Annotated in this window: 19 protein-coding genes; 11 read left to right on the top strand and 8 right to left on the bottom strand. The window is 71.7% G+C overall.

From position 1 onward, the window contains the following. Window positions 1-3: 3 nt before the first annotated feature. Entirely contained in the window at window positions 4-600 is a 597-nt protein-coding gene (locus ACU6XJ_RS10035) for a TMEM165/GDT1 family protein (RefSeq protein ID WP_476308915.1), read from the bottom strand. A 337-nt stretch (window positions 601-937) separates the two neighbouring features. Between ACU6XJ_RS10035 and ACU6XJ_RS10030 the strand changes: the two genes are divergently transcribed. Genes ACU6XJ_RS10030 through ACU6XJ_RS10015 form a run of 4 tightly spaced genes read left to right on the top strand, consistent with a single transcriptional unit; the run spans window position 938 to window position 7,978 of the window. After that, window positions 938-2,446: a cytochrome ubiquinol oxidase subunit I gene (locus ACU6XJ_RS10030; RefSeq protein ID WP_476308912.1), complete on the top strand. Its 1,509-nt coding sequence runs from the start codon at window positions 938-940 to the stop codon at window positions 2,444-2,446. Window positions 2,447-2,457: 11 nt separating this feature from the next. Then, window positions 2,458-3,465, top strand: coding sequence for a cytochrome d ubiquinol oxidase subunit II (cydB, locus tag ACU6XJ_RS10025; protein ID WP_476308910.1), 1,008 nt, complete (start codon window positions 2,458-2,460; stop codon window positions 3,463-3,465). Next, window positions 3,462-6,803, top strand: a complete 3,342-nt coding sequence (cydD, locus tag ACU6XJ_RS10020; RefSeq protein WP_476308907.1) for a thiol reductant ABC exporter subunit CydD — start codon at window positions 3,462-3,464, stop codon at window positions 6,801-6,803. The genes cydB and cydD overlap by 4 nt, the downstream gene beginning before the upstream one ends. An 8-nt stretch (window positions 6,804-6,811) precedes the next feature. Continuing rightward, a complete protein-coding gene (locus ACU6XJ_RS10015; protein WP_476308905.1) occupies window positions 6,812-7,978 on the top strand; it encodes a GAF domain-containing sensor histidine kinase in 1,167 nt (388 codons plus the stop codon). On the opposite strand, the gene ACU6XJ_RS10010 is transcribed toward ACU6XJ_RS10015, so the two are convergent. Both ACU6XJ_RS10010 and ACU6XJ_RS10005 read right to left on the bottom strand, forming a co-directional pair. Continuing rightward, window positions 7,970-8,614 (bottom strand): response regulator, encoded by a 645-nt coding sequence (locus tag ACU6XJ_RS10010; protein WP_476308902.1) that lies wholly within the window; start codon window positions 8,612-8,614, stop codon window positions 7,970-7,972. The two genes, ACU6XJ_RS10015 and ACU6XJ_RS10010, sit on opposite strands and share 9 nt — an antisense overlap. A gap of 30 nt (window positions 8,615-8,644) precedes the next feature. Further along, window positions 8,645-9,223, bottom strand: a complete 579-nt coding sequence (locus ACU6XJ_RS10005) for a DoxX family protein (RefSeq protein ID WP_476308900.1) — start codon at window positions 9,221-9,223, stop codon at window positions 8,645-8,647. Window positions 9,224-9,383: 160 nt separating this feature from the next. Between ACU6XJ_RS10005 and ACU6XJ_RS10000 the strand changes: the two genes are divergently transcribed. Continuing rightward, a complete protein-coding gene (locus tag ACU6XJ_RS10000; protein ID WP_476308898.1) occupies window positions 9,384-9,872 on the top strand; it encodes an Hsp20/alpha crystallin family protein in 489 nt (162 codons plus the stop codon). A 43-nt stretch (window positions 9,873-9,915) separates the two neighbouring features. On the opposite strand, the gene ACU6XJ_RS09995 is transcribed toward ACU6XJ_RS10000, so the two are convergent. Further along, complete coding sequence (locus ACU6XJ_RS09995; RefSeq protein WP_476308896.1) at window positions 9,916-10,506, bottom strand: macro domain-containing protein; 591 nt, start codon at window positions 10,504-10,506, stop codon at window positions 9,916-9,918. A gap of 131 nt (window positions 10,507-10,637) precedes the next feature. Here ACU6XJ_RS09995 and pheA point away from each other — a divergent pair, with 131 nt between their 5' ends. Beyond that, window positions 10,638-11,552, top strand: a complete 915-nt coding sequence (gene pheA, locus ACU6XJ_RS09990) for a prephenate dehydratase (RefSeq protein WP_476308893.1) — start codon at window positions 10,638-10,640, stop codon at window positions 11,550-11,552. Continuing rightward, the gene (locus ACU6XJ_RS09985) at window positions 11,549-12,169 is read left to right on the top strand and encodes a histidine phosphatase family protein (RefSeq protein ID WP_476308890.1); all 621 of its coding nucleotides are present in this window, start codon (window positions 11,549-11,551) and stop codon (window positions 12,167-12,169) included. The genes pheA and ACU6XJ_RS09985 overlap by 4 nt, the downstream gene beginning before the upstream one ends. A gap of 3 nt (window positions 12,170-12,172) precedes the next feature. Here the strand turns inward: ACU6XJ_RS09985 and ACU6XJ_RS09980 are convergent, their stop codons facing one another. The 4 genes from ACU6XJ_RS09980 to ACU6XJ_RS09965 form a co-directional block, all read right to left on the bottom strand. After that, complete coding sequence (locus ACU6XJ_RS09980; RefSeq protein WP_476308887.1) at window positions 12,173-12,760, bottom strand: class F sortase; 588 nt, start codon at window positions 12,758-12,760, stop codon at window positions 12,173-12,175. Window positions 12,761-12,765: 5 nt separating this feature from the next. Then, entirely contained in the window at window positions 12,766-13,422 is a 657-nt protein-coding gene (locus tag ACU6XJ_RS09975) for a hypothetical protein (protein WP_476308884.1), read from the bottom strand. 77 nt (window positions 13,423-13,499) lie between these two features. After that, on the bottom strand, window positions 13,500-13,844 hold the full coding sequence (locus ACU6XJ_RS09970; protein WP_476313903.1) for a metallopeptidase family protein: 345 nt from the start codon (window positions 13,842-13,844) through the stop codon (window positions 13,500-13,502). A gap of 11 nt (window positions 13,845-13,855) precedes the next feature. Then, on the bottom strand, window positions 13,856-14,878 hold the full coding sequence (locus ACU6XJ_RS09965) for a septum formation family protein (protein WP_476308881.1): 1,023 nt from the start codon (window positions 14,876-14,878) through the stop codon (window positions 13,856-13,858). Between the two features lie 121 nt (window positions 14,879-14,999). On the opposite strand from ACU6XJ_RS09965, the gene ACU6XJ_RS09960 reads away from it, so the two are divergent. The 4 genes from ACU6XJ_RS09960 (at window position 15,000) to serS (ending at window position 18,693) form a co-directional block, all read left to right on the top strand. Then, window positions 15,000-15,611 (top strand): hypothetical protein, encoded by a 612-nt coding sequence (locus ACU6XJ_RS09960; protein WP_476308879.1) that lies wholly within the window; start codon window positions 15,000-15,002, stop codon window positions 15,609-15,611. Between the two features lie 6 nt (window positions 15,612-15,617). After that, on the top strand, window positions 15,618-16,784 hold the full coding sequence (locus ACU6XJ_RS09955) for a glutathionylspermidine synthase family protein (RefSeq protein ID WP_476308876.1): 1,167 nt from the start codon (window positions 15,618-15,620) through the stop codon (window positions 16,782-16,784). 116 nt (window positions 16,785-16,900) lie between these two features. Continuing rightward, on the top strand, window positions 16,901-17,353 hold the full coding sequence (locus tag ACU6XJ_RS09950) for a DUF350 domain-containing protein (RefSeq protein WP_476313902.1): 453 nt from the start codon (window positions 16,901-16,903) through the stop codon (window positions 17,351-17,353). Between the two features lie 77 nt (window positions 17,354-17,430). Further along, complete coding sequence (gene serS / locus ACU6XJ_RS09945; protein WP_476308873.1) at window positions 17,431-18,693, top strand: serine--tRNA ligase; 1,263 nt, start codon at window positions 17,431-17,433, stop codon at window positions 18,691-18,693. The last annotated feature ends 30 nt before the right edge of the window (window positions 18,694-18,723 follow it).

Raw genomic sequence — 18,723 nt, 5'->3', positions numbered from 1 at the left:
CCGTTACACCCCCAGTGCCTGCCCGGCGGCGATGAGTGCGAAGACGGTGAAGACACCGCCCGCGATGCGTTGCAGCAGGTGCTTGGGCAGTCGGTCGGCGATCCGCTTGCCCAGCAGCACCGCCGCCCCCGCGACCGTGGCCAACGCCAGGAACGCGCCGAGGCCGACCGCGACGGGTGAGCCGGTGCTCGCGGTCAGCGCGGCCGTGGCCAGCTGGGACGCGTCGCCCCACTCCGCGGCGAAGAGCACGCCGAAGGAGATCGCCGCGATCCGCAGGCCCGAGGTGACCGGGGCGGTGGTGCGCACGTCCTCCTCGTCGTCCTCCCGGCTGAAACCTTCCCGCAGCAGGATGATCGCGCCGATGCCGAACAGCACCGCCACCACCGTGGCCACCGCCCAGTCCGGCAGCAGTGTCAGCACGCTGCCGAAGGCCACCGCGATCACGCATTGCACCGCGAAGGCGCCGATCACACCGAGGTACACCGGCAGGCCGCGGTAGCGGGCGGTGAGGATCAGGGTGGCGACCATGGTCTTGTCCGGCAGTTCGGCGGGCAGCACCACGGCGAATGCCTTGAGCAGGGCGATTGCGGAGAACTCCACGCATACCTCCAACGTCCGGGCTCGGACGGGAGGGCATCGTGACCCCGACCGAGCATTGCTACTCGGCCGGAGGTCTCGTTCGCCCAGAACGCGCTGGGTGAGGGACCGGATCCGATGGCGGATCAGTGTGTCGATCACCTCGCCGGGCCACCCGTGTCCAAGCGGTGGCCGCGGGAACTACTCCCCTCAGGCGCACCCATCGTAACCTGCGTATACGGCTACCCGTCCGGGCCGTGACCCACGCCATTCCCACGATGGGGGGTGCGGGACGTTGGTCCCGTCACCACAGGACTCCCGCACCTTCCGGTGACCGTCCGCGCCCCGGAGCATGGTCATCGTGGACGTGTTGGATATCGCGCGGTGGCAGTTCGGGATCACCACCGTCTACCACTTTTTGATGGTGCCGCTGACGATCGGGCTCGGCGTGCTGGTCGCCGGGATGCAGACCGCCTGGGTCCGCACCGGCAACGAGCGCTACCTGGCCATGACCAAGTTCTGGGGCAAGCTGTTCCTGATCAACTTCGGCATGGGGGTCGTGACCGGGATCGTGCAGGAGTTCCAGTTCGGCATGAACTGGAACGCCTACTCCCGCTTCGTCGGCGACGTCTTCGGCGCCCCGCTGGCCATCGAGGGCCTGGTCGCGTTCTTCGTGGAGTCCACGTTCCTCGGCCTGTGGATCTTCGGCTGGGGCAGGCTGCCGAAGAGAGTGCACCTGGCCTGCATCTGGGCCGCGACGCTGGCCTCGGTGGCCTCCGCCTACTTCATTTTGGCCGCCAACTCCTGGATGCAGCACCCGGTCGGCGTCGTGATCGACGAGGCAGGCAAGCCCCGGCTGGTGTCCATCTGGGCGATGCTGACCAACTCGACGGTGCTGGCGGCGTTCCCGCACACCATCGCGGGCTCGTTCGCGGTGGCCGGGGCGTTCCTGGTGGGCATCGCCGCCTGGCAGTTGGCCCGCAGGCACCGCAACAGCCCCGTGGACGACCCCGACCGCAAGGTGTGGTTCTCCTCGCTGCGACTGGGCGCCTGGGTCGGGGTGTTCGCCTTCGCCGCGGTGGCGCTCACCGGCGACTTCCAGAGCAAGCTGATGTTCCAGCAGCAGCCCATGAAGATGGCCGCCGCCGAGGCGCTCTGCCACACCGAGGAGCCCGCAGGGTTCTCCATCTTCGCCGTCGGCGACGTGAGCGACCCCAACTGCGAGAACGTCAAAAGCATCACCGTGCCCGGCCTGCTGTCCTTCCTGGCCAGCGGGAACTTCGACGCCCGCATCAAGGGCGTGGAGGACCTCGTCGGGGAGTACCAGCAGCGTTACGGCACGCACTACCCCGACCAGCCCTGGCTCGGCGAGCACGCGGGCAAGCCGATCAACTACGTGCCCGACCTGCCCGCCACCTACTGGAACTTCCGGCTGATGATCGGCTTCGGCGCGGTCGCCACCCTCGCCGCGGCGCTGGCGCTGTGGCTGACCCGCCGGAACAGGGTGCCGTCCAACCGCTGGTTCACCCGGCTGGCGCTGCTGGGCATCGCGATGCCGTTCCTGGCCAACATCTTCGGCTGGCTGTTCACCGAGTACGGCAGGCAGCCCTTCGTGGTGGTGCCCAACCCGTCGGGGGTGGACGGGGTGTGGATGTACACCGCGCAGGCCGTGTCCTCCGGCGTCTCGGTCGCCGAGATGCTGATCTCGGTGATCGCGCTGACCTCGGTGTACGCCGTGTTGTTCGTGGTCGAGGTGTTCCTCATCGCGCGGTACGCCAAGGCGGGCGTCGGCGGGGTGCTGCCGGACTTCGGCAAGCCGCCCGCCGAACGCGAGCCGAAGGACGACGACGTGCTGGCGTTCGCCTACTAGGGGAGGTTGTCGTGGATCTGCCCACGTTCTGGTTCTGCCTGATCTCCCTCCTCTGGCTGGGCTACTTCTTCCTGGAGGGCTTCGACTTCGGCGTCGGCATGCTGCTCGGCGTGCTGCCCCGCGAAGAGAACGAGCGCCGGGTCATGATCAACACGATCGGCCCGGTGTGGGACGGCAACGAGGTGTGGGTGATCGTGGCCGTCGGCGCCACCTTCGCCGCCTTCCCCGACTGGTACGCCACCCTGCTCTCGGCCGCCTACCTGCCGGTGCTGCTCATCCTGCTGGCGCTGATCGGCCGCGGGGTTGCCTTCGAGTACCGCGGTAAGGTCGATAGCGACCGCTGGCGCCGCAACTGGGACCGCGTCATCCAGATCGGCTCCTGGGTGCCCCCGCTGTGCTGGGGCCTGGTGATCACGGCGACCGTCACCGGCCTGCCGATCAACGCCCGCGGCGACCTCATCGGCGGCCCGGCGGCACTGTTGACGGTGGAGAACCTGCTGGGCGCGCTGGCCTTCCTCGGCTTCAGCCTGGTCCACGGCGCGGTGTTCCTCAGCCTGAAGACCGACGGCGACATCCGGCACCGCGCCCGCCGCCTGGCGGGCTGGCTGGGTCCGGTGGCGCTGCTGCCCGTCGGCGTGCTGGTCATCGCCATCGCGCTGCGCCACGGCGGCTGGGGGACGCTGCTGCTCGCCGCGCTGGTCGTCCTCGCGGGCCTGTTCGCGGTGTACGCGCTGCGCAACGGCCGGGAAGGCGTGTCGTTCGGGCTGCTCGGCCTCACCATCGCCGCCACCATCGCGGTGCTGTTCGGCTCGCTCTACCCCGCGGTACTGCCGTCCACACTGGACCCGGCGTTCACCCTCACCGTGGCCGGTGCGGCGGCCAGCGACTACCCGCTGACGGTGATGACCTGGATCGCCGCCATCGGGGCGCCCGCGGTGGTGGTCTACCAGGGCTGGACCTACTGGGTGTTCCGCCGCCGGATCAGCACCCGGCACCTGCCCCCGGTCCACGTGCCATGACCGGCCCGCTCGGCGCGCTGCCCCGGCTGTCCCGCTCCGCCCGGCTGGCGCTCGGCGTCACCGGCGGCCTCTCGGTGCTGAACGCGGTCGCGCTGATCGCCCAGGCGATCGCGATGTCCGGACTGCTCGCCGACCTCGTCACCGCGCACGGCTCGACGCGGCTCGCCGAGTGGCTGCGGCTGCTGGCCGCCGCCATCGTGGTGCGCTCGCTGTGCACCTGGGCGGCCGAGACCGCGGCCGCTCGCGCCGCGGTGGGCGCCAAGGAGGAACTGCGCGCCGCGCTGCTGGACCACGCCCTGCGGGAAGGCCCGGAGTGGATCGGCGACCCCGAACGCGGCGGTGGTCCGACCGCGCTGACCGAGTTGGCGACCCGTGGCCTGGACGCGCTGGACGCCTACTTCACCCGCTACCTGCCCGCCCTGGTGACGGCCGCGGTGGTCCCGCCGCTGGTGGGGCTGTGGATTCTGCGCGACGACCCCACCTCGGCGGTGATCGTCGCGGTGACGGTGCCGCTGATCCCGCTGTTCGGTGCCCTGATCGGCCGCTTCACCGAGCAGCGAGCCGCCCGCGTCGCCGACACCACCGCCAGGCTCTCGACGCGGCTGGTGGAACTGGTGCGGGTGCTGCCGCTGCTCAGCGCCTTCGGCCGGGCGGGCGCCCAGCGCGGGCTGCTGCGGCGCCTCGGCGAGGATCACCGCCGGGTCACGACCAAGACGCTGCGCATCGCGTTCTGCTCCGCGCTTGTCCTGGAACTGCTCGCCTCCCTCTCGGTGGCGTTGGTCGCCGTCGGCATCGGCCTTCGTCTGGCGGGCGGCCACCTCGACCTCGCCACCGGGCTGCTGGTTCTGGTTCTGGTGCCCGAGTGCTATCTGCCGCTGCGTGCCGCGGGCGCCGCCCATCACGCCAGCGAGGACGGCTTGGAGGCCATCACCCGAGTCGACACGCTCCTCAAGGACCGCCGCGAGGGGCGTGAGCGCGGCACAAGATCCGGCGGTGACATCGCGCTGGAGGTGGAGGATCTTCGCGTACGGCGGCGGGGGCGGACCGTGCCGGAAGGCCTGAGCCTCGCCGTGCGGGCGGGGGAGATCGTGCGGCTGGCGGGCACCGCGGGGCTGGGGCCGTCGGGGTCGGGGAAGTCCACGGTGTTCGCGGCGATCCTGGGGTTCGTGCCGCCGGAGAGCGGTCGGATCTCCGTGCACGGCACCGATCCGTCCGATGTGGACGGCCGGCGGGCGCGGCTGGCGTGGGTACCGCAGCGGCCTGCGTTCGCCGCGGTGTCGGTCGCCGAGGAGTTGCAGCTGGCGATCGCCGACCAACCAGGCGGGCCGCCGCTGCCCGCCGAGTTGGTGGCCGTGACCAAGCAGGTGGCCGCGACGCACCTGCTGGGCAGGCGGATCGCGGAACTGTCCACAGGGGAGCGTCAGCGGGTCGCGGTGGCGCGGGCGCTGCTGCGGGTTCGGCGCGGCGCGACGGTGCTGCTGCTCGACGAGCCCACCGCCCACCTCGACGCGGGCACCGCCTCCCGGGTGATGTCCGCTGTCGAACAGGCGGCGGCCGGCGGGGTGGCGGTGCTGCTGGCGACCCACCGCAAGGCGGTGGGCGGGCTCGCGCCGTCCACCGAGGACGCGATCACCGCGCCGCGACGGGAGCACCCGGCCCGGCGGCGCACCAGATTCCCGTGGCGCCTGCTGATCAGCAGGCGCGGCCTGGCAGGTGCCGTGCTGGGCGCCGCCGCGGTGACCGGCGGCATCGCGCTCACCGCGACCGCGGCCTGGCTGATCGCCAAGGCCGCGGGCCAGCCGCCGATCCTGACGCTGACCGTCGCCGTGGTCGCGGTGCGGGTGCTCGCGCTGGGCAAGGCCGGGCTGCGCTACGCCGAGCGGCTGGTCTCGCACGACGCCGCCTTCCGGTTGGCGAACCGGCTGCGGGAACGCCTGTGGGACAAGCTCACCGACCTGGGGCCGGTGCGGGTGCTCGGCATGGGCTCGGCGCACCGCACCGCCCAAAAGCTCGCCGACGATGTGGACGCCGTGCGGGACGGCGTGCCGAGGGTCTTCCTGCCGCCGCTGGTGGCACTGCTCGCCGGGATGGCGGCGGTCGCGATCGAGGCGACCGTGCTGCCCTCGGCGGGCCTGCTGTTGGCGGCCGGGCTGGCCGTGGCGGGTCTCGGGGGGCCCGCCACGGCGTTGCTCGTGCAGCGCAGGGCAAGCCTGCGGCTCGCCGACGGCCGCGCCACGGTGGCCAGGCGGACGCACACACTGCTGGACGCGGCGGCGGACCTGCTGGCCACCGGTGCGCATCGGGGCATCCGCCGGGACCTGGCCGACGCCGACCGCGGGCTGGCCCGCACCGCGCGCCGGGCCGCGCTCGGCGTCGGTGCCGCCGGTGGCCTGGTCACGCTGGTGCTGGGCGCCACCGTGCTCGGCTGTGCGGTGCTCGCCGCGCGGGCCGTGGCGGGCGGCGCCTTGGACCCGGTGTACGCGCCGCTGGTGGTGCTGCTGCCGTTGGCGGCGGCGGAGATCGTGTCGGGACTACCCGCCACCGCCGCCCAGTGGCTGCCGCTGCGGGCCGCGGTCGGCAGGCTCGGCGGCGTGCTCGGGGCCCGGCGGGACCCCCGGCTGCCGGTGTACCGGCACGACGATGCGCAGGTGCTGCTGCGCGGCGTGAACCTGGCCTGGGGCAACGGGCAGCCGCCGCTGCTGCGCGATATCGACCTGTCCATACCCGCAGGCAGCGCGGTCACCGTGTTCGGGCCGTCCGGCGCGGGCAAGTCCACGCTGCTGGCCCTGCTGCTCGGGTTCTGCGGCCCCACCGCGGGCACGGCGATGCTGCCGCGCAGGGTCGCGTGGTGCCCGCAGGAGGCGCACCTGGTGTCCACCACCGTGCGGGAGAACCTGCGGCTGGGCGATCCGGCGGCCGACGACGAGACGCTGCGGGACGCGCTGCGCGTCGCAGGGCTGCCCGAGTGGGGTGACCGGCTCGACACCCACCTCGGCGTCGGCGGGCAGGCGGTGTCCGGTGGGGAGGCTGCCCGGCTGGCCGTCGCCCGCACCGTGCTGCGGGCCCGCGAGGCCGATCTGGTGCTGCTGGACGAGCCGACCGCGCACCTGGACGAGCCGACCGCCCGCGCGCTGCTGGGTCGGCTGCGCACCGCGCTGGCCGGGCGAACCGTGATCCACGTGACACACCGGCCGATCGAGGCCGAGCCCGCCGATCAGCTGATCGAGGTGCGGGATGGGCTGGTCCGCGGCTACCGCGGCCTGCCGGAGCTGCTACTGGGTCCGGCCGAACACTGCGAACTGGCAGAGGTCGACCTGGAAGGAGAGCTCGTAAGCTGAGACTGACCATGCATCCCACGCTCGCGGCCAGGGCCCTGGCCGCCTCCACCGAGATCACCACGGCAGCGCTGTCCGGGGAGGACCCGGACGCGGTGCTGCCCTTGGTCGTCCGCCACGCCGCGGCGCTGGCCGAGGCCGATCTCGGGCTGGCCATGGTGCGCAACCCCGACGGCAGCCTCACCGTGGAGGCGGCGCACCGCATTCCGCGCCCCGGCAGCCCTACCGATATCGAGGACCCCGTCGGCGAGGTGCTCTCCCCTCGCTCGGTGGCCGCCCGCGCCGCACGCAGCGGGGTGTCCGTCGTCGTGGACGACCTCACAGGCGACCCGCGCACCGCGCCGTTCGTGCCGCTGACGCTGCGCGGCTACGGGCCGTTCGCGGTCGCCCCCTTCGGCACCAGGGAACGCAGGCTCGGCGCGCTCGCGGTGTACCGGCGGCGCGGCGCCGCCACCTTCACCGACCTCGACCTCGACGTGCTGACCTCGTTCGCCGCGCAGGCGGGCCTGGCGCTGGTGCTCGCCGAGGGCGCCACCGCCCGCCGCAGGGTGGACGTCTACCAGGAACGCGAACGCATCGCCCGCGACCTGCACGACGTGATCGTGCAGCGGCTCTACGCGGCGGGCGTGCAGCTGGAACTGCTGGTGCGCAGGCTGGAGGGCAGGCTGGAGCCAGGCGAGGAGCGGCGGCTGGCCGACGCCGTGGACCAACTCGACCAGACCATCGCCGAGGTGCGGGCCACCGTGAAGGCCCTGCGCAGCGCCGACCCCGACCCGGCGACCGGACCGGCGCGGGCACCCGACCTGCTGGACTCGGTGCGCGCCGAGGTGGCCATCGCCGCCGAACTGCTCGGCCGCTCACCGCGGCTGGAGACCGCGGGCTCCTTCGACGGGGTGCCGGTGCCCGTCGCCGACCACGCCAGGGCGGCGCTGCGCGAAGCACTGTCCAATGTGGTGCGGCATTCCGGCGCCAGGTCCGTGCTGGTGCGGTTTCGGCAGGCCGAGGAAGGTCTGCGGCTGCAGGTCATCGACGACGGCTGCGGCATCCCGCGGGGCGTGACCCGCCGGGGCCTTCGACACCTTGAGGAGCGGGCCGCCGCGGCGGGCGGCAAGTGCATGATCACCTCGTCACCGCGCAGCGGCACCACGGTGACCTGGGAGGTGCCGCTCTCAGCGTGAGTGGCGGGCGATCCAGGCGGCGGCCTGGGTGCGCCGCTCCATGCCCAGCTTGGCCAGCACCGAGGTCACGTAGTTCTTCACCGTCTTCTCCGCGAGGAACAGCCGCTGCGCGATCTGCCGGTTGCTCAAACCCTCGCCGATGAGGTCCAGCACCCGGCGCTCCTGCTCGGTCAGCCCCGCCAGCACATCGGTCTCGGCGTGGTCTTCGGCGGCGTCGCGCATCCTGCCCAGCAGCCGCGCCGTGGTCACCGGGTCCAGCAGCGACCGCCCTGCGGCCACCTCGCGGATCGCCGTCACCAGGTCCTGGCCGCGGACCTGTTTGAGCAGATACCCGCTGGCGCCCGCCAGGATCGCGCCCATCAGGGCCTGCTCGTCGTCGAACGCGGTCAGCACCAGGCAGCGCGGCGGCTGCTCGCCGAGGTCACGCAGGGTCCGGCAGAGCGAGACCCCGTCCCCGTCGGGCAGTCGCATGTCCACCACCGCCACATCGGGCGCGCAGGCACCCGCCGCGGCGATGGCCTCGGCCACGCTCCCGGCCTCGGCGACCACCTCGATATCGGTCTCTTCTCCGAGCAGATCACGCAAGCCCCGCCGGACCACCTCGTGGTCGTCGACAAGCAGCACCCGAACCGGCATGGCACTACCGTACGACGCACCGCCGCCGTGTCAGGTCAGTTGGCGGGCCAACTTCCGCGCCCGCTTCGAGGTGACCTGCACCGCGTGCTGCGCGGAGTCCGAGGTGCGCTCGCCCGCCTCGGTCAGCGCGTCCAGCGCCTGCTGCGATCGTTCGCCCAGCTTGCGGGCGGATCGCCGGGCCCACCAGCCCATCGACGGCTTGCCCTCGGTGTCCACCGCGGCCAACGCCAAGCCGCCGAGCAGGCCGAGGTTCTTCAGGAAGTGGACCCGCTGCGAGGAGTGCTCCGCGGGATCTTCCACCCGCCAGAAGGCGTGGGCGGCCAGGGTTGTCGGCACCAGGCTCCCCGCCAACGCGACCGCGGCCACCCGGGGGGCGAACCCGCAGGCCAACGCGACCCCGGCGGCCACCTTGATCGCCGCGTCCAGCTTCACCAGCGACTCCGGCTCGGTCGGCGCCTGTTCCCTGATCGGCTCCGGTGTCACCTCGACCAGACCCACCAGGAACGAACGCGCCGCTTCCACCTGAGGCTTCGGATTGCGCAGTGTCTCAAGGCCACCGGCGATGAAGATCGACGCCAGCATCGGCCGGGCGAGTCTGCGGATCAGCATGTGCTGCCTCCCTTGCGGATGGTGTACCGAACGTATCCCCCCGATCGGGTACCCGCTCGCCGGCGGCGGGAACACAGCGGCGCGGCCATCCGTTAGCACTCATGACAGCCGAGTGCTAACGCCGACGCTGCGACGCCGGCGTTCGACAAGGAGGATCGCAATGGCGATTGCCGTTCGGGGATCCGTCTGGGATCCGTTCACCTCGCTGGTCCGCCAGCTTGACACCGAGTTCGACGCACTGGCCCGTCGAGCCTTCGCGGGCAACCCCGCGGGCGCCGGTTTCGTGCCCGCCGCCAACATCGCCAAGGACGGCAACGATGTGGTCGTCACCCTGGAACTGCCGGGGGTCGACGTGGATAACGACGTCGACGTCACGGTCGACGACGGCAGGCTGATCATCAGCGGTCAGCGCACCGAGGAGAAGACCGCCGAGCAGGAGGGCTCCGTGGTGCGGGAGATCCGCACCGGCCGGTTCCGCCGCGAGTTCACCCTGCCCGACGGGGTCACCGCCGAGCAGATCGAGGCCGACTACGACCGCGGACTGCTCAAGGTGCGGGTGCGCGATGTGCACCGCCCGGCACCGCAGCCCGCCAAGATCCCGGTCCGCAGCACCGCGGCCCCGAAGCAGGTCGAGGGCTCGGCCGAGTAACGGCCCCGAGTGTCGAGGGCGTCCACCGAGTGGGCGCCCTCGGTCATACCCTGGCGAAGGCCTCGTCCCAGGCGGCGGCCACCTGCCGGGCGCAGATGCCCCCGGACACCCCGCCGACCCCGGTGCCAAGGCCGGGCATCGCGATGGTCCTGATCACCTGCCGGACCGGCCGCCCGTCCTCCAGCCTGCCCTCCCGCCACAGCCGCAGCACCGCCCGCGCCGCGAGGTAGGGGTGCACGGTGTCGGCGGGCAGTCGTTCGCCGGGCGTGCGCATGGTGGGCGCGCTGATCAGCCAGGGCGGACTGCCAACCCCTGTCGGCACCACCAGCGCGTCCCCGACGGGCAGTTCACCGCCGTGGTAGGCCAGCACCGCGCTGCGCACGTGCTGCTCGATCTGGGGGAAGGCCTGCGCGTAGCTCGCGTCGATGCCGCCGCGCATCCAGCCGAAGGAGTTGGCCGGGCTCACCACGGCGTCCGGCTCGAGGTCGAAGATCGACCCCTCGTGCACGGTCAGGCCGCGTCTGCCCTGCGCCACCGAACGCCAGGCGTCGGCGAGCGTCGAATCGGTCGCGCACAGCACGAGCCGCAACTCAGAACCCTCGCCGTCCGTGACAGGGTGCGAATCGGCGGTCACACGCTAAGCATGGCATCAAACCAACGCCGCAGGTAACGGGTAAAGCTGCCCGCCGTCAGGGTGATCTCCACCGACCTGGCTGTCGCGGTGCGTCATCGGGACCGGAATCGGTGGACCGTAGGCTCATCGCTGTGACTCGCATCGCGTACTTCGGCCCGGAGGGCACCTTCACCGAGCAGGCGGCCCGACTGCTCACCGCCGACATCGCCGACCGGGCGCTGCTGCCGTTCCCGACCATCCCGGCGGCCTTCGACGCCGTGCGGGCCGACCGGGCGGACGCTGCCGTGGTTCCGGTGGAGAACTCCGTGGAGGGCTCGGTCGCCGCCACCCTCGACGCGTTCGCCGCGGCCGAACCGCTGGTCGCGGTGGCCGAGGTGCTGCTGCCGGTGCGCTTCACCGTGCTGGTCCGCCCCGGCACCGCGGCCGCCGACGTGCGCACCGTCGCGACCCATCCTCATGCCGCCGCGCAGGTGCGGGACTGGCTGGCGGGCAACCTGCCCGAGGCCGCGGTGCTGCCCGCCGCCTCCACCTCGGCCGGGGCGAAGCTCGTCGAACGCGGTGAGGTCGACGCCGCGATCACCTCCCCGCTGGCCGCCGAGCTTTTCCCGCTCGCGAGGCTGGCCGAGAACATCGCCGATGTGTCCGACGCGGTGACCCGCTTCCTGCTCGTCCGCCGCCCAGCCGCGCTGCCCGAGGCGACCGGCGCGGACCGCACCTCTTTGATGGCGGTCACCGCCGACCGGCCGGGCGCGCTGGGTGAGGTGCTCACCGAGTTGTCCACCCGTGGCATCAATCTCACGCGCATCGAATCGCGACCTTATAAGGGCAGGCTGGGGGAGTACCGCTTCTTCCTCGATCTGGAGGGCCATGTGGCCGAGGCAGGAATCGGCGAGGCGTTGATGGCGCTGCGCCGCCGCTGCACGGAGATCCGCTTCCTGGGCTCCTATCCCAGGGCGGACCACCCCGACGCCGGTGGCGCCGGGGACGGCGACTTCGAATCGGCGCGGCAGTGGCTGTCGTCAGTGCGGGAGGGACGGCAGGCGTGAGCACCCTGAGACTGGTTCTGGCCCGCCACGGTCAGACACCCGCCAACGTCGCTCGCGCCCTGGACTCCCGCCCGCCGGGCCCGCCGCTGACCGACGAGGGCCGCCGCCAGGCGGAGGACCTCGCCGAATCGCTGGCCGGTGAGCCGGTGGTGGGTGTCTACGCGAGTCTGGCGACCCGCGCCCAGCAGACCGCGGCCGAGGTGGCCCGCCGCCACGCGCTGGAGGTCCAGGTGCGGGACGGCCTGCACGAGATCCAGCTTGGCGACCTCGAGGGCGAGGAGGGCCTGGAGGCGCTCCAGACCTTCGAGACGACCTTCGCGGGTTGGCTCGAGGACCAGCTGGACGCCCGGATTCCCGGCGGCGAGAGCGGCCAGGACCTGCTGGACCGCTTCGTGCCCGCCGTCGAGGCCATCACCGCGAACCACTCCGACGGGGTGATCGTGGTGGTCAGCCACGGTGGCGCGCTCCGGCTGGCGGCGCCGCGGCTGGCGGGCAACCTCCAGTCGCTGGCGGGCATGGCCTACATCCCCAACTGCGGCACCATCGTGCTGGAGGCCGATCCCGGTGAGCCAAGCGGCTGGCGCTGCCTCACCTGGACCGGCATGCAGCTGGGCTGAGGCTCAGGCGGGCCTGGCGTAGACGATCGTGTTGTCCCGGTAGCTGCGGGCGGCGGCGTCGAAGCTGCCCCCGCAGGTGATCAGCCGCAACTCCGGTCCGGCGGTGTCCCCGTAGACCTCGTCGGTGGGGAACTCCCGCTTGGGCACCTGCTGCGTCCGGTACACCGTGAACCGCAGCCTGCTGCCGTCGGCGCGGCCGACGAAAACCTCGTCGCCGACCGCGAGTTCGCGCAGGCGGAAGAAGATGCCGGGCTGCTTGTTGCCGTCCACGTGCCCGAGGATCACCGCGGGGCCGGTCTCGCCCGGCATGGGTCCCTGGTCGTACCAGGCGGCCTGCATCGGCTTGTCGACCGGCGGGACCTCGATGGTTCGGTCGGGGTTGAGGCCGACGGGCACCAGCGAGGACTTCGCCGCGATCCGCGGCACCTCCACCTCGGCGGGTTCGACGCGTGCCGAGGTCTCGGACGGCGCGGAGGTGACGGCCGGGGTGTCGGCGGGTTTGTCGGCAGCGCCGCACCCTGCGATCGGGAGGACGAACGCGAGCAGGACCGCCGCGATCACGCGGCGGCCCTGGCCGAGGAACACGCGCATTCGCCTCAGCCCTGCGCGGTGGCGCCGCCGCCGGTCTCGACGCCGCCCACCGGCTTCACCTTGACCTGCGGCTCCGTGCCGCCGTTGCCCGGAGCGGGCGTGGTGCTCGGCTCCGGCTGCGGGACGGGAGCACCGGTGGGTGCGGTGGTGGGGGCGGGCGTCAGCTTGGGCGTGGCGATGGCGATGGCCTCGGCGGCGATCTCCTCCGCCAGGTTGGCGGCGTGCAGACCCCGGCCCGCGGTGATGCGGTCCTGGTGGGTGCTGCCCGCCGGGTTCTCGTCGAGGAAGGCCTGGACGTCCGACTGCACCTTGTCCGCCGCCTGCTTGGCCTTGGTGGCGGCGTCGATGGCCGCCTTCGCCTCGGCCGGGTTCGCGGCCTTCTCGGCCGCCGCCTTGGCCTGCTCCGCCTCGGCCTTGACCTTCAGCCCCGCGGCGTTGAGCTCCTTGGCCCGCTCCGCGGGCGTCTTGGTGGGCGCTTCGACCGCGGCGGCAGGCGCGGCGGGCGCGGTCGCGTCCGCGATGGACACCATGCCCAAGGTGAGCACAGCGCCCGCGATCAGCGCGGACGCCAGTCTGGTGGTCTGCTTCTGCACGTTCTCGTCCCCCAGGGTGAGATCACGAACCCCGCGGCGGGATGGCCGCGCGGGGATGAATGTGAGCAAACTTCACCACAAGGCCGGTGGCCTGGCAAAATACGTGTGGGTGTGATCAGGAGCACGTGGCGGGCTGTAACGCGCTGCTAGCCCCAGCCAAGGGCGTGCAGTTTCTCGTCGTCGATGCCGAAGTGGTGCGCGATCTCGTGCACGACGGTGATCAGCACCTCGTCCACCACGTCCTCCCGCGTCTGGCAGATGTCCAGGATCGCCTCGCGGTAGATGAAGATCCGGTCCGGCAGCACACCCGCGTAGTAGGAGTCCCGCTCGGTGAGCGCGATGCCCTCGTAAAGCCCCAGCAGACCGGGGTCCTCGGCGTTGCGGTCCTCCACCAGCACCACCACGTTATCCATGGCGGCGGCGAACTCCGGCGGCAACTGGTCCAATGCCTCGCCGACAAGCTCCTCGAACTCGGCCCGCGAGACCTGCATCGGCACCTCGCTCACCCGCCGGGGTTCGCGGGGACGCCGGGCGCGAGCGAGCGCTGGCCGGTGGGCGCGGCCTCCTTGCCCACGACGACCTCGCCCTTGATGCTGCCGGTGATCGGGGCCAGCCCGCTGCCGTCCGGCAGCGCGGCGCCGATCTTGCAGTTCACCTTCAGCGAGCCGGCCTCCCAGCTTTCCTGCTTGCGGGTGTCCATGGTGACGGTGATCTTCTTGTCCGTGACCGCCTTCTGCAGCTTCTCCGCACCCGCGTAGTCGGCGGCCGCCTTCGCGCAGACCTTCTCGATCTCCACCGCCTGCTTCGACTCGGCCGGGTAGCCGCCCGACGGCGGGAACAGCGCCTTGAGGTCCACGGTGCCCACGACCTCGTAGGCATGCGGCTTCGCGCAGGCGATGGGATCGCTCAGCGCCTTGCCCTCGATGCCGAGGCACACCCCGGGGGATTGGATGTCGGACTGGTCCTGGCCCGCCACCTTGCCGGTGATCGGGTACAGCGCACCTGAAGGGCCCGCCATCTGAAGCCCGCAGCGCATCGCCCGGTCGCCGCCGCGCCAGCCCTCCTCGCTGGGGGTGAACGCGCCGACGCTGAACTTGCCGTACGGGTCCAGCTTGCCGCCGAGGTGCTGGGTGGAGATCGGGCCGCAGCGTTCCTGCTTGATCTCCTGCCACTGCTTGTCCGTCGGGTAGGGCGCGTTCGAGGGGTGGGAGTCCTTCAGATCGGCGCCCCCTGTCACCTCGAACAGGTGCGGCTCGTCGCAGGAGACCGCCGCGATGTCCCCGGAGTCGGCCTTGGTCCAGTTGAGGCAGTCCCCGATGGAGACCTGCATCACGATCGGCCGGGTGGATGGCCCCCGGCCGAGCAGGGGTCCGCGACGCGGTTCCGCGCCGTCGCCCGTGACCTGCCAGGACAGCACCGTGCTGATCGCCAGCACCACCAGCGCCCCCGCGAAGGCGCCGACCATCACCAGGCGAGTCCCCTTCGCCTGGGCCGGTGCTCGGGAGCCGAACATGCGTCGCGTCATCACGTCCATCATGCCGTGGTCGGGCCGGTTCACTCGAAACGTAGGCGCTGAGATCTCATTTCGAGTTATCGGGCCACGTAGTGTCGGGATTATCGGTAGCCTCCGCGCCGGGAGGGTGGGTATGACAGATCAACCACACGGCGGCGGTTGGCCGCCGCCTCATCAGCCGCAGGTTCCGCCGCCTGGAGCCCCGGGCGGTTTCGTGCCGCCACCGCCCGGTCCGCCGCCCGGCCAGGGGCAGGTCCGCTACCAGGACCCGGCGACCGCGCAGCCCCGCCCGCCCACCGTCGCCGAGCAGCGCGCCCGGCAGCAGTTCGAGGCGGCGGAGCTTCATCGCACCGAAGAGGAGCAACGCAAGCGCAAGCGGCGCCGCAAGTACGTCATCGGCGGTGTCGCCACCGCGGGCGTCGCGGTGCTGGTCGCGGGCATCTATGCCGCCGCCAGCACACCGGATGAGGTGCAGGCGCACTGCGTCGACAACAACAACGTGGTGATCGACGAGGACAACTGCGACGACGATTACGTGCGGTCGCACGGCGGATATCACAGCGGCGGTATCTTCTTCCTGCCCGGCGGTCGCCAGTACCGGTACCACTACGGCGGCTCCGGTGGCTACGGCCAGAAGGTGTCCGGGGGTTCATCGGTGCGTCCCAAGGACGCCACCATCACCACCCCCAAGGGCAATTCGATCCAGCGCGGCGGCTTCGGCATCCGAGGCAAGAGCGGGAGCTGACTCCTCGTGCGTCGTGAACGCCGCGTCCCGCGCCAGGACTGGCTCGCCAAGGTCCGCGCGCAGGGCCTGGTCTTCGACACCCCCGCCGTCGGCCCCGGCGGCGCGGTGCGGCCGTACTGGGACGAGTCGGCCTTCTACTCCTTCACCGCCGACGAGATCGACGGCCTTGAGGCGGATGTCGAGTTGCTGCACTCGATGTGCCTGGAGGCGGTGGACTCCATCGTGACCGCCGAGCGGTACAAGGAGTTCGGCATCCCGGAATGGGTCTGGCCCGGCATCGCCGAGTCCTGGCGGCGCCGCGATCCGCACATCTACGGTCGTTTCGACCTGCGCTACGACGGCACCGGCCCGGCGAAGCTGCTGGAGTACAACGCCGACACCCCGACGGCGCTGCTGGAGGCCTCGGTGGTGCAGTGGCACTGGCTGTCCGAGGTCGACCCCGAGGCCGACCAGTGGAACTCCCTGCACGAGCGGCTCGTCCAGCGCTGGCGGGAGGTGGCGGGCACGCTGCCGAGCGGTCAGCTGCACTTCACCTGGTCCGCCGCGGACGCCTCCGGCGAGGACCACATCACGGTGGCCTACCTCCAGGAGACCGCCGCCGAGGCCGGCATCGACACCATCGGGCTGGCCATCGAGGAGATCGGCTGGGACCCGGTGCTGAACCGGTTCGTCGACCTCGAGGACGCGGCCATGTTCGGGGTGTTCAAGCTCTACCCCTGGGAGTGGATGGTCGACGACCCGTTCGGCCGTCACGCCGTGCAGACGCTGCCCGCCACGCTGTGGGTCGAGCCGCTGTGGAAGATGCTGCTCTCCAACAAGGCGCTGTTGGCGGTGCTGTGGGAGATGTATGCGGGGCATCCCAACCTGCTGCCCACCTTCAACGACCACCCCGGCGTGCTCACCGAGTACGTGCGCAAGCCCAAGCTGGGCCGGGAGGGCGCCAACATCCAGATCGTGGCGCCCGGCTACGAGACCGCGACCGGTGGCGTCTACGGCGAGGAGGGTTTCGTCTACCAGCTTTTCGATCCGCTTGGCGAGTTCGACGGCATGCGCCCGGTGCTCGGTGCCTGGATCGTCGGCGACGCCGCGGCCGGGCTGGGCATCAGGGAGACCACCGGCTTGGTCACCGACGACGGGGCAGCGTTCGTTCCGCACCTGTTCAGAGACTCGTGACCCACCCGATTCGCTGGGTGTCGGCGAGTCGGGCAGCATCAAGGCACATCGGCCAAATCGTCCACAGTGGATAAGTAAACGGATTGGGAGGCGAGCAGGTGACTTCCTCGCTTGCGGTGCAGGGCAGCCTGGCGCTGGACGCGGGCTTCGCGAGCGCCCTCGGGCGCGGCGTCGGGGCCATCGCGTTGTACGCCATCGTCGGACTGGTGCTGATGCTCGTGGGCTTCTACGCCATCGACCTGACCACCCCGGGAAAGCTCAACCAGCTGGTTCGCGCGGGCGCGCCGAACGCGGTTGTGGTGACCTCGGCCGGTCTGCTGAGCATGGCGCTGATCGTGGTGGTGGCGATCTGGTCGGCCTCCGGCAGGCTCGCGGAGGGTCTGCTGCTGTCGCTGGTCTTCGGCCTGGTCGGCATCATCGTGCAGGTGCTCGCGGTGCGGGTCCTGGAGTGGGTCACCAGGATCGACATCGGCGCGGTGCTGCGCGCCGACGTGTTCACCCCGGTCAGCCTGGTCGTGGCCGCGGCCCACTTCGCCCTCGGACTGGTCGTCGCGGTCGCCATCTCATGATCTTGCGCGGTGGGGCGGGCACGGCCTGCCCCACCGCGTGCGAAATGGCCGGCTCGGAAGGGCTAGGCTGACCAGCCGTGATCGACCTACGGACGCTTCGTGAGAATCCCGAGGCCGTGCGCGCGTCGCAGCGAGCCCGGGGTGAAGACCCGACGCTGGTGGACGCGCTGCTGTCCGCCGACGAGCGGCGGCGTGCCGCGGTGTCCAGGGCCGACTCCCTACGCGCCGAGCAGAAGCAGCTTGGCAAGCAGGTCGGCAAGGCGCGCGGCGATGAGCGGGACGCCCTGCTGGCCAAGGGCAAGGAGCTGGCCGCCGAGGTGAAGGCGGCCGAGGCCCAGCAGCACGAGGCCGGTGCGGCGTTCACCGAGGCCCACCGCAGGGTCTCCAACGTCGTCTCCGACGGGGTTCCGCCCGGCGGCGAGGACGACTACGTGGTGCTGCGCGAGGTCGGCGAGCGCCCGGAGTTCGGCTTCGCCCCCCGCGACCACGTCGAGCTTGGCGATGCCCTCGGCGTGGACACCGAACGCGGCGCCAAGGTGTCCGGCTCGCGGTTCTACTTCCTCACCGGCGACGCCGCGCGGCTGGAGTTGGCGCTGCTGAACCTGGCCGCCCAGCAGGCGGTGGAAGCCGGGTTCGCGCTGGCCATCACGCCGACGCTGGTGCGTCCGGAGATCATGGAGGGCACCGGCTTCCTCGGCGCGCACGCGTCTGAGGTCTACCGGCTGCGCGATGACGACCTGTACCTGGTTGGCACCTCGGAGGTGCCGCTGGGCGGCTACCACGCCGACGAGATCATCGACCTCGGCGCAGGCCCGAAGCGCTTCGCGGGCTGGTCATCGTGTTACCGCAGGGAGGCGGGCTCCTACGGCAAGGACGTTCGCGGCATCATCCGCGTGCACCAGTTCAACAAGGTGGAGATGTTCTCCTTCTGCCGTCCCGATGAGGCCGCCGCGGAGCATCTGCGGCTGCTGGCCTGGGAGGAGGAGATGCTCGCCAAGGTCGAGTTGCCGTACCGGGTGATCGACGTCGCCGCGGGCGACCTCGGCGCCTCGGCCGCCCGCAAGTACGACTGCGAGGCGTGGGTGCCCAGCCAGCAGACCTACCGCGAGCTGACCTCGACTTCCAACTGCACCACGTTCCAGGCACGGCGGCTCAACATCCGCTACCGCGATGAGGACGGCCGCCCGCAGACGGCGGCCACGCTGAACGGAACCCTGGCCACCACCCGGTGGCTGGTCGCAATCCTGGAGAACCACCAGCTTGAAGACGGCTCGGTGCGCGTGCCCGCTGCTCTGCGCCCGTTCCTCGGCGGTCAGGAGATCCTCAAGCCGCGCGGCTAGCCGCGCACTCATTCAACGAGCTTGTTCCGC

The sequence above is a fragment of the Actinorectispora metalli genome (assembly GCF_056323685.1).
This window is presented reverse-complemented; position numbering and strand designations above follow the sequence as displayed.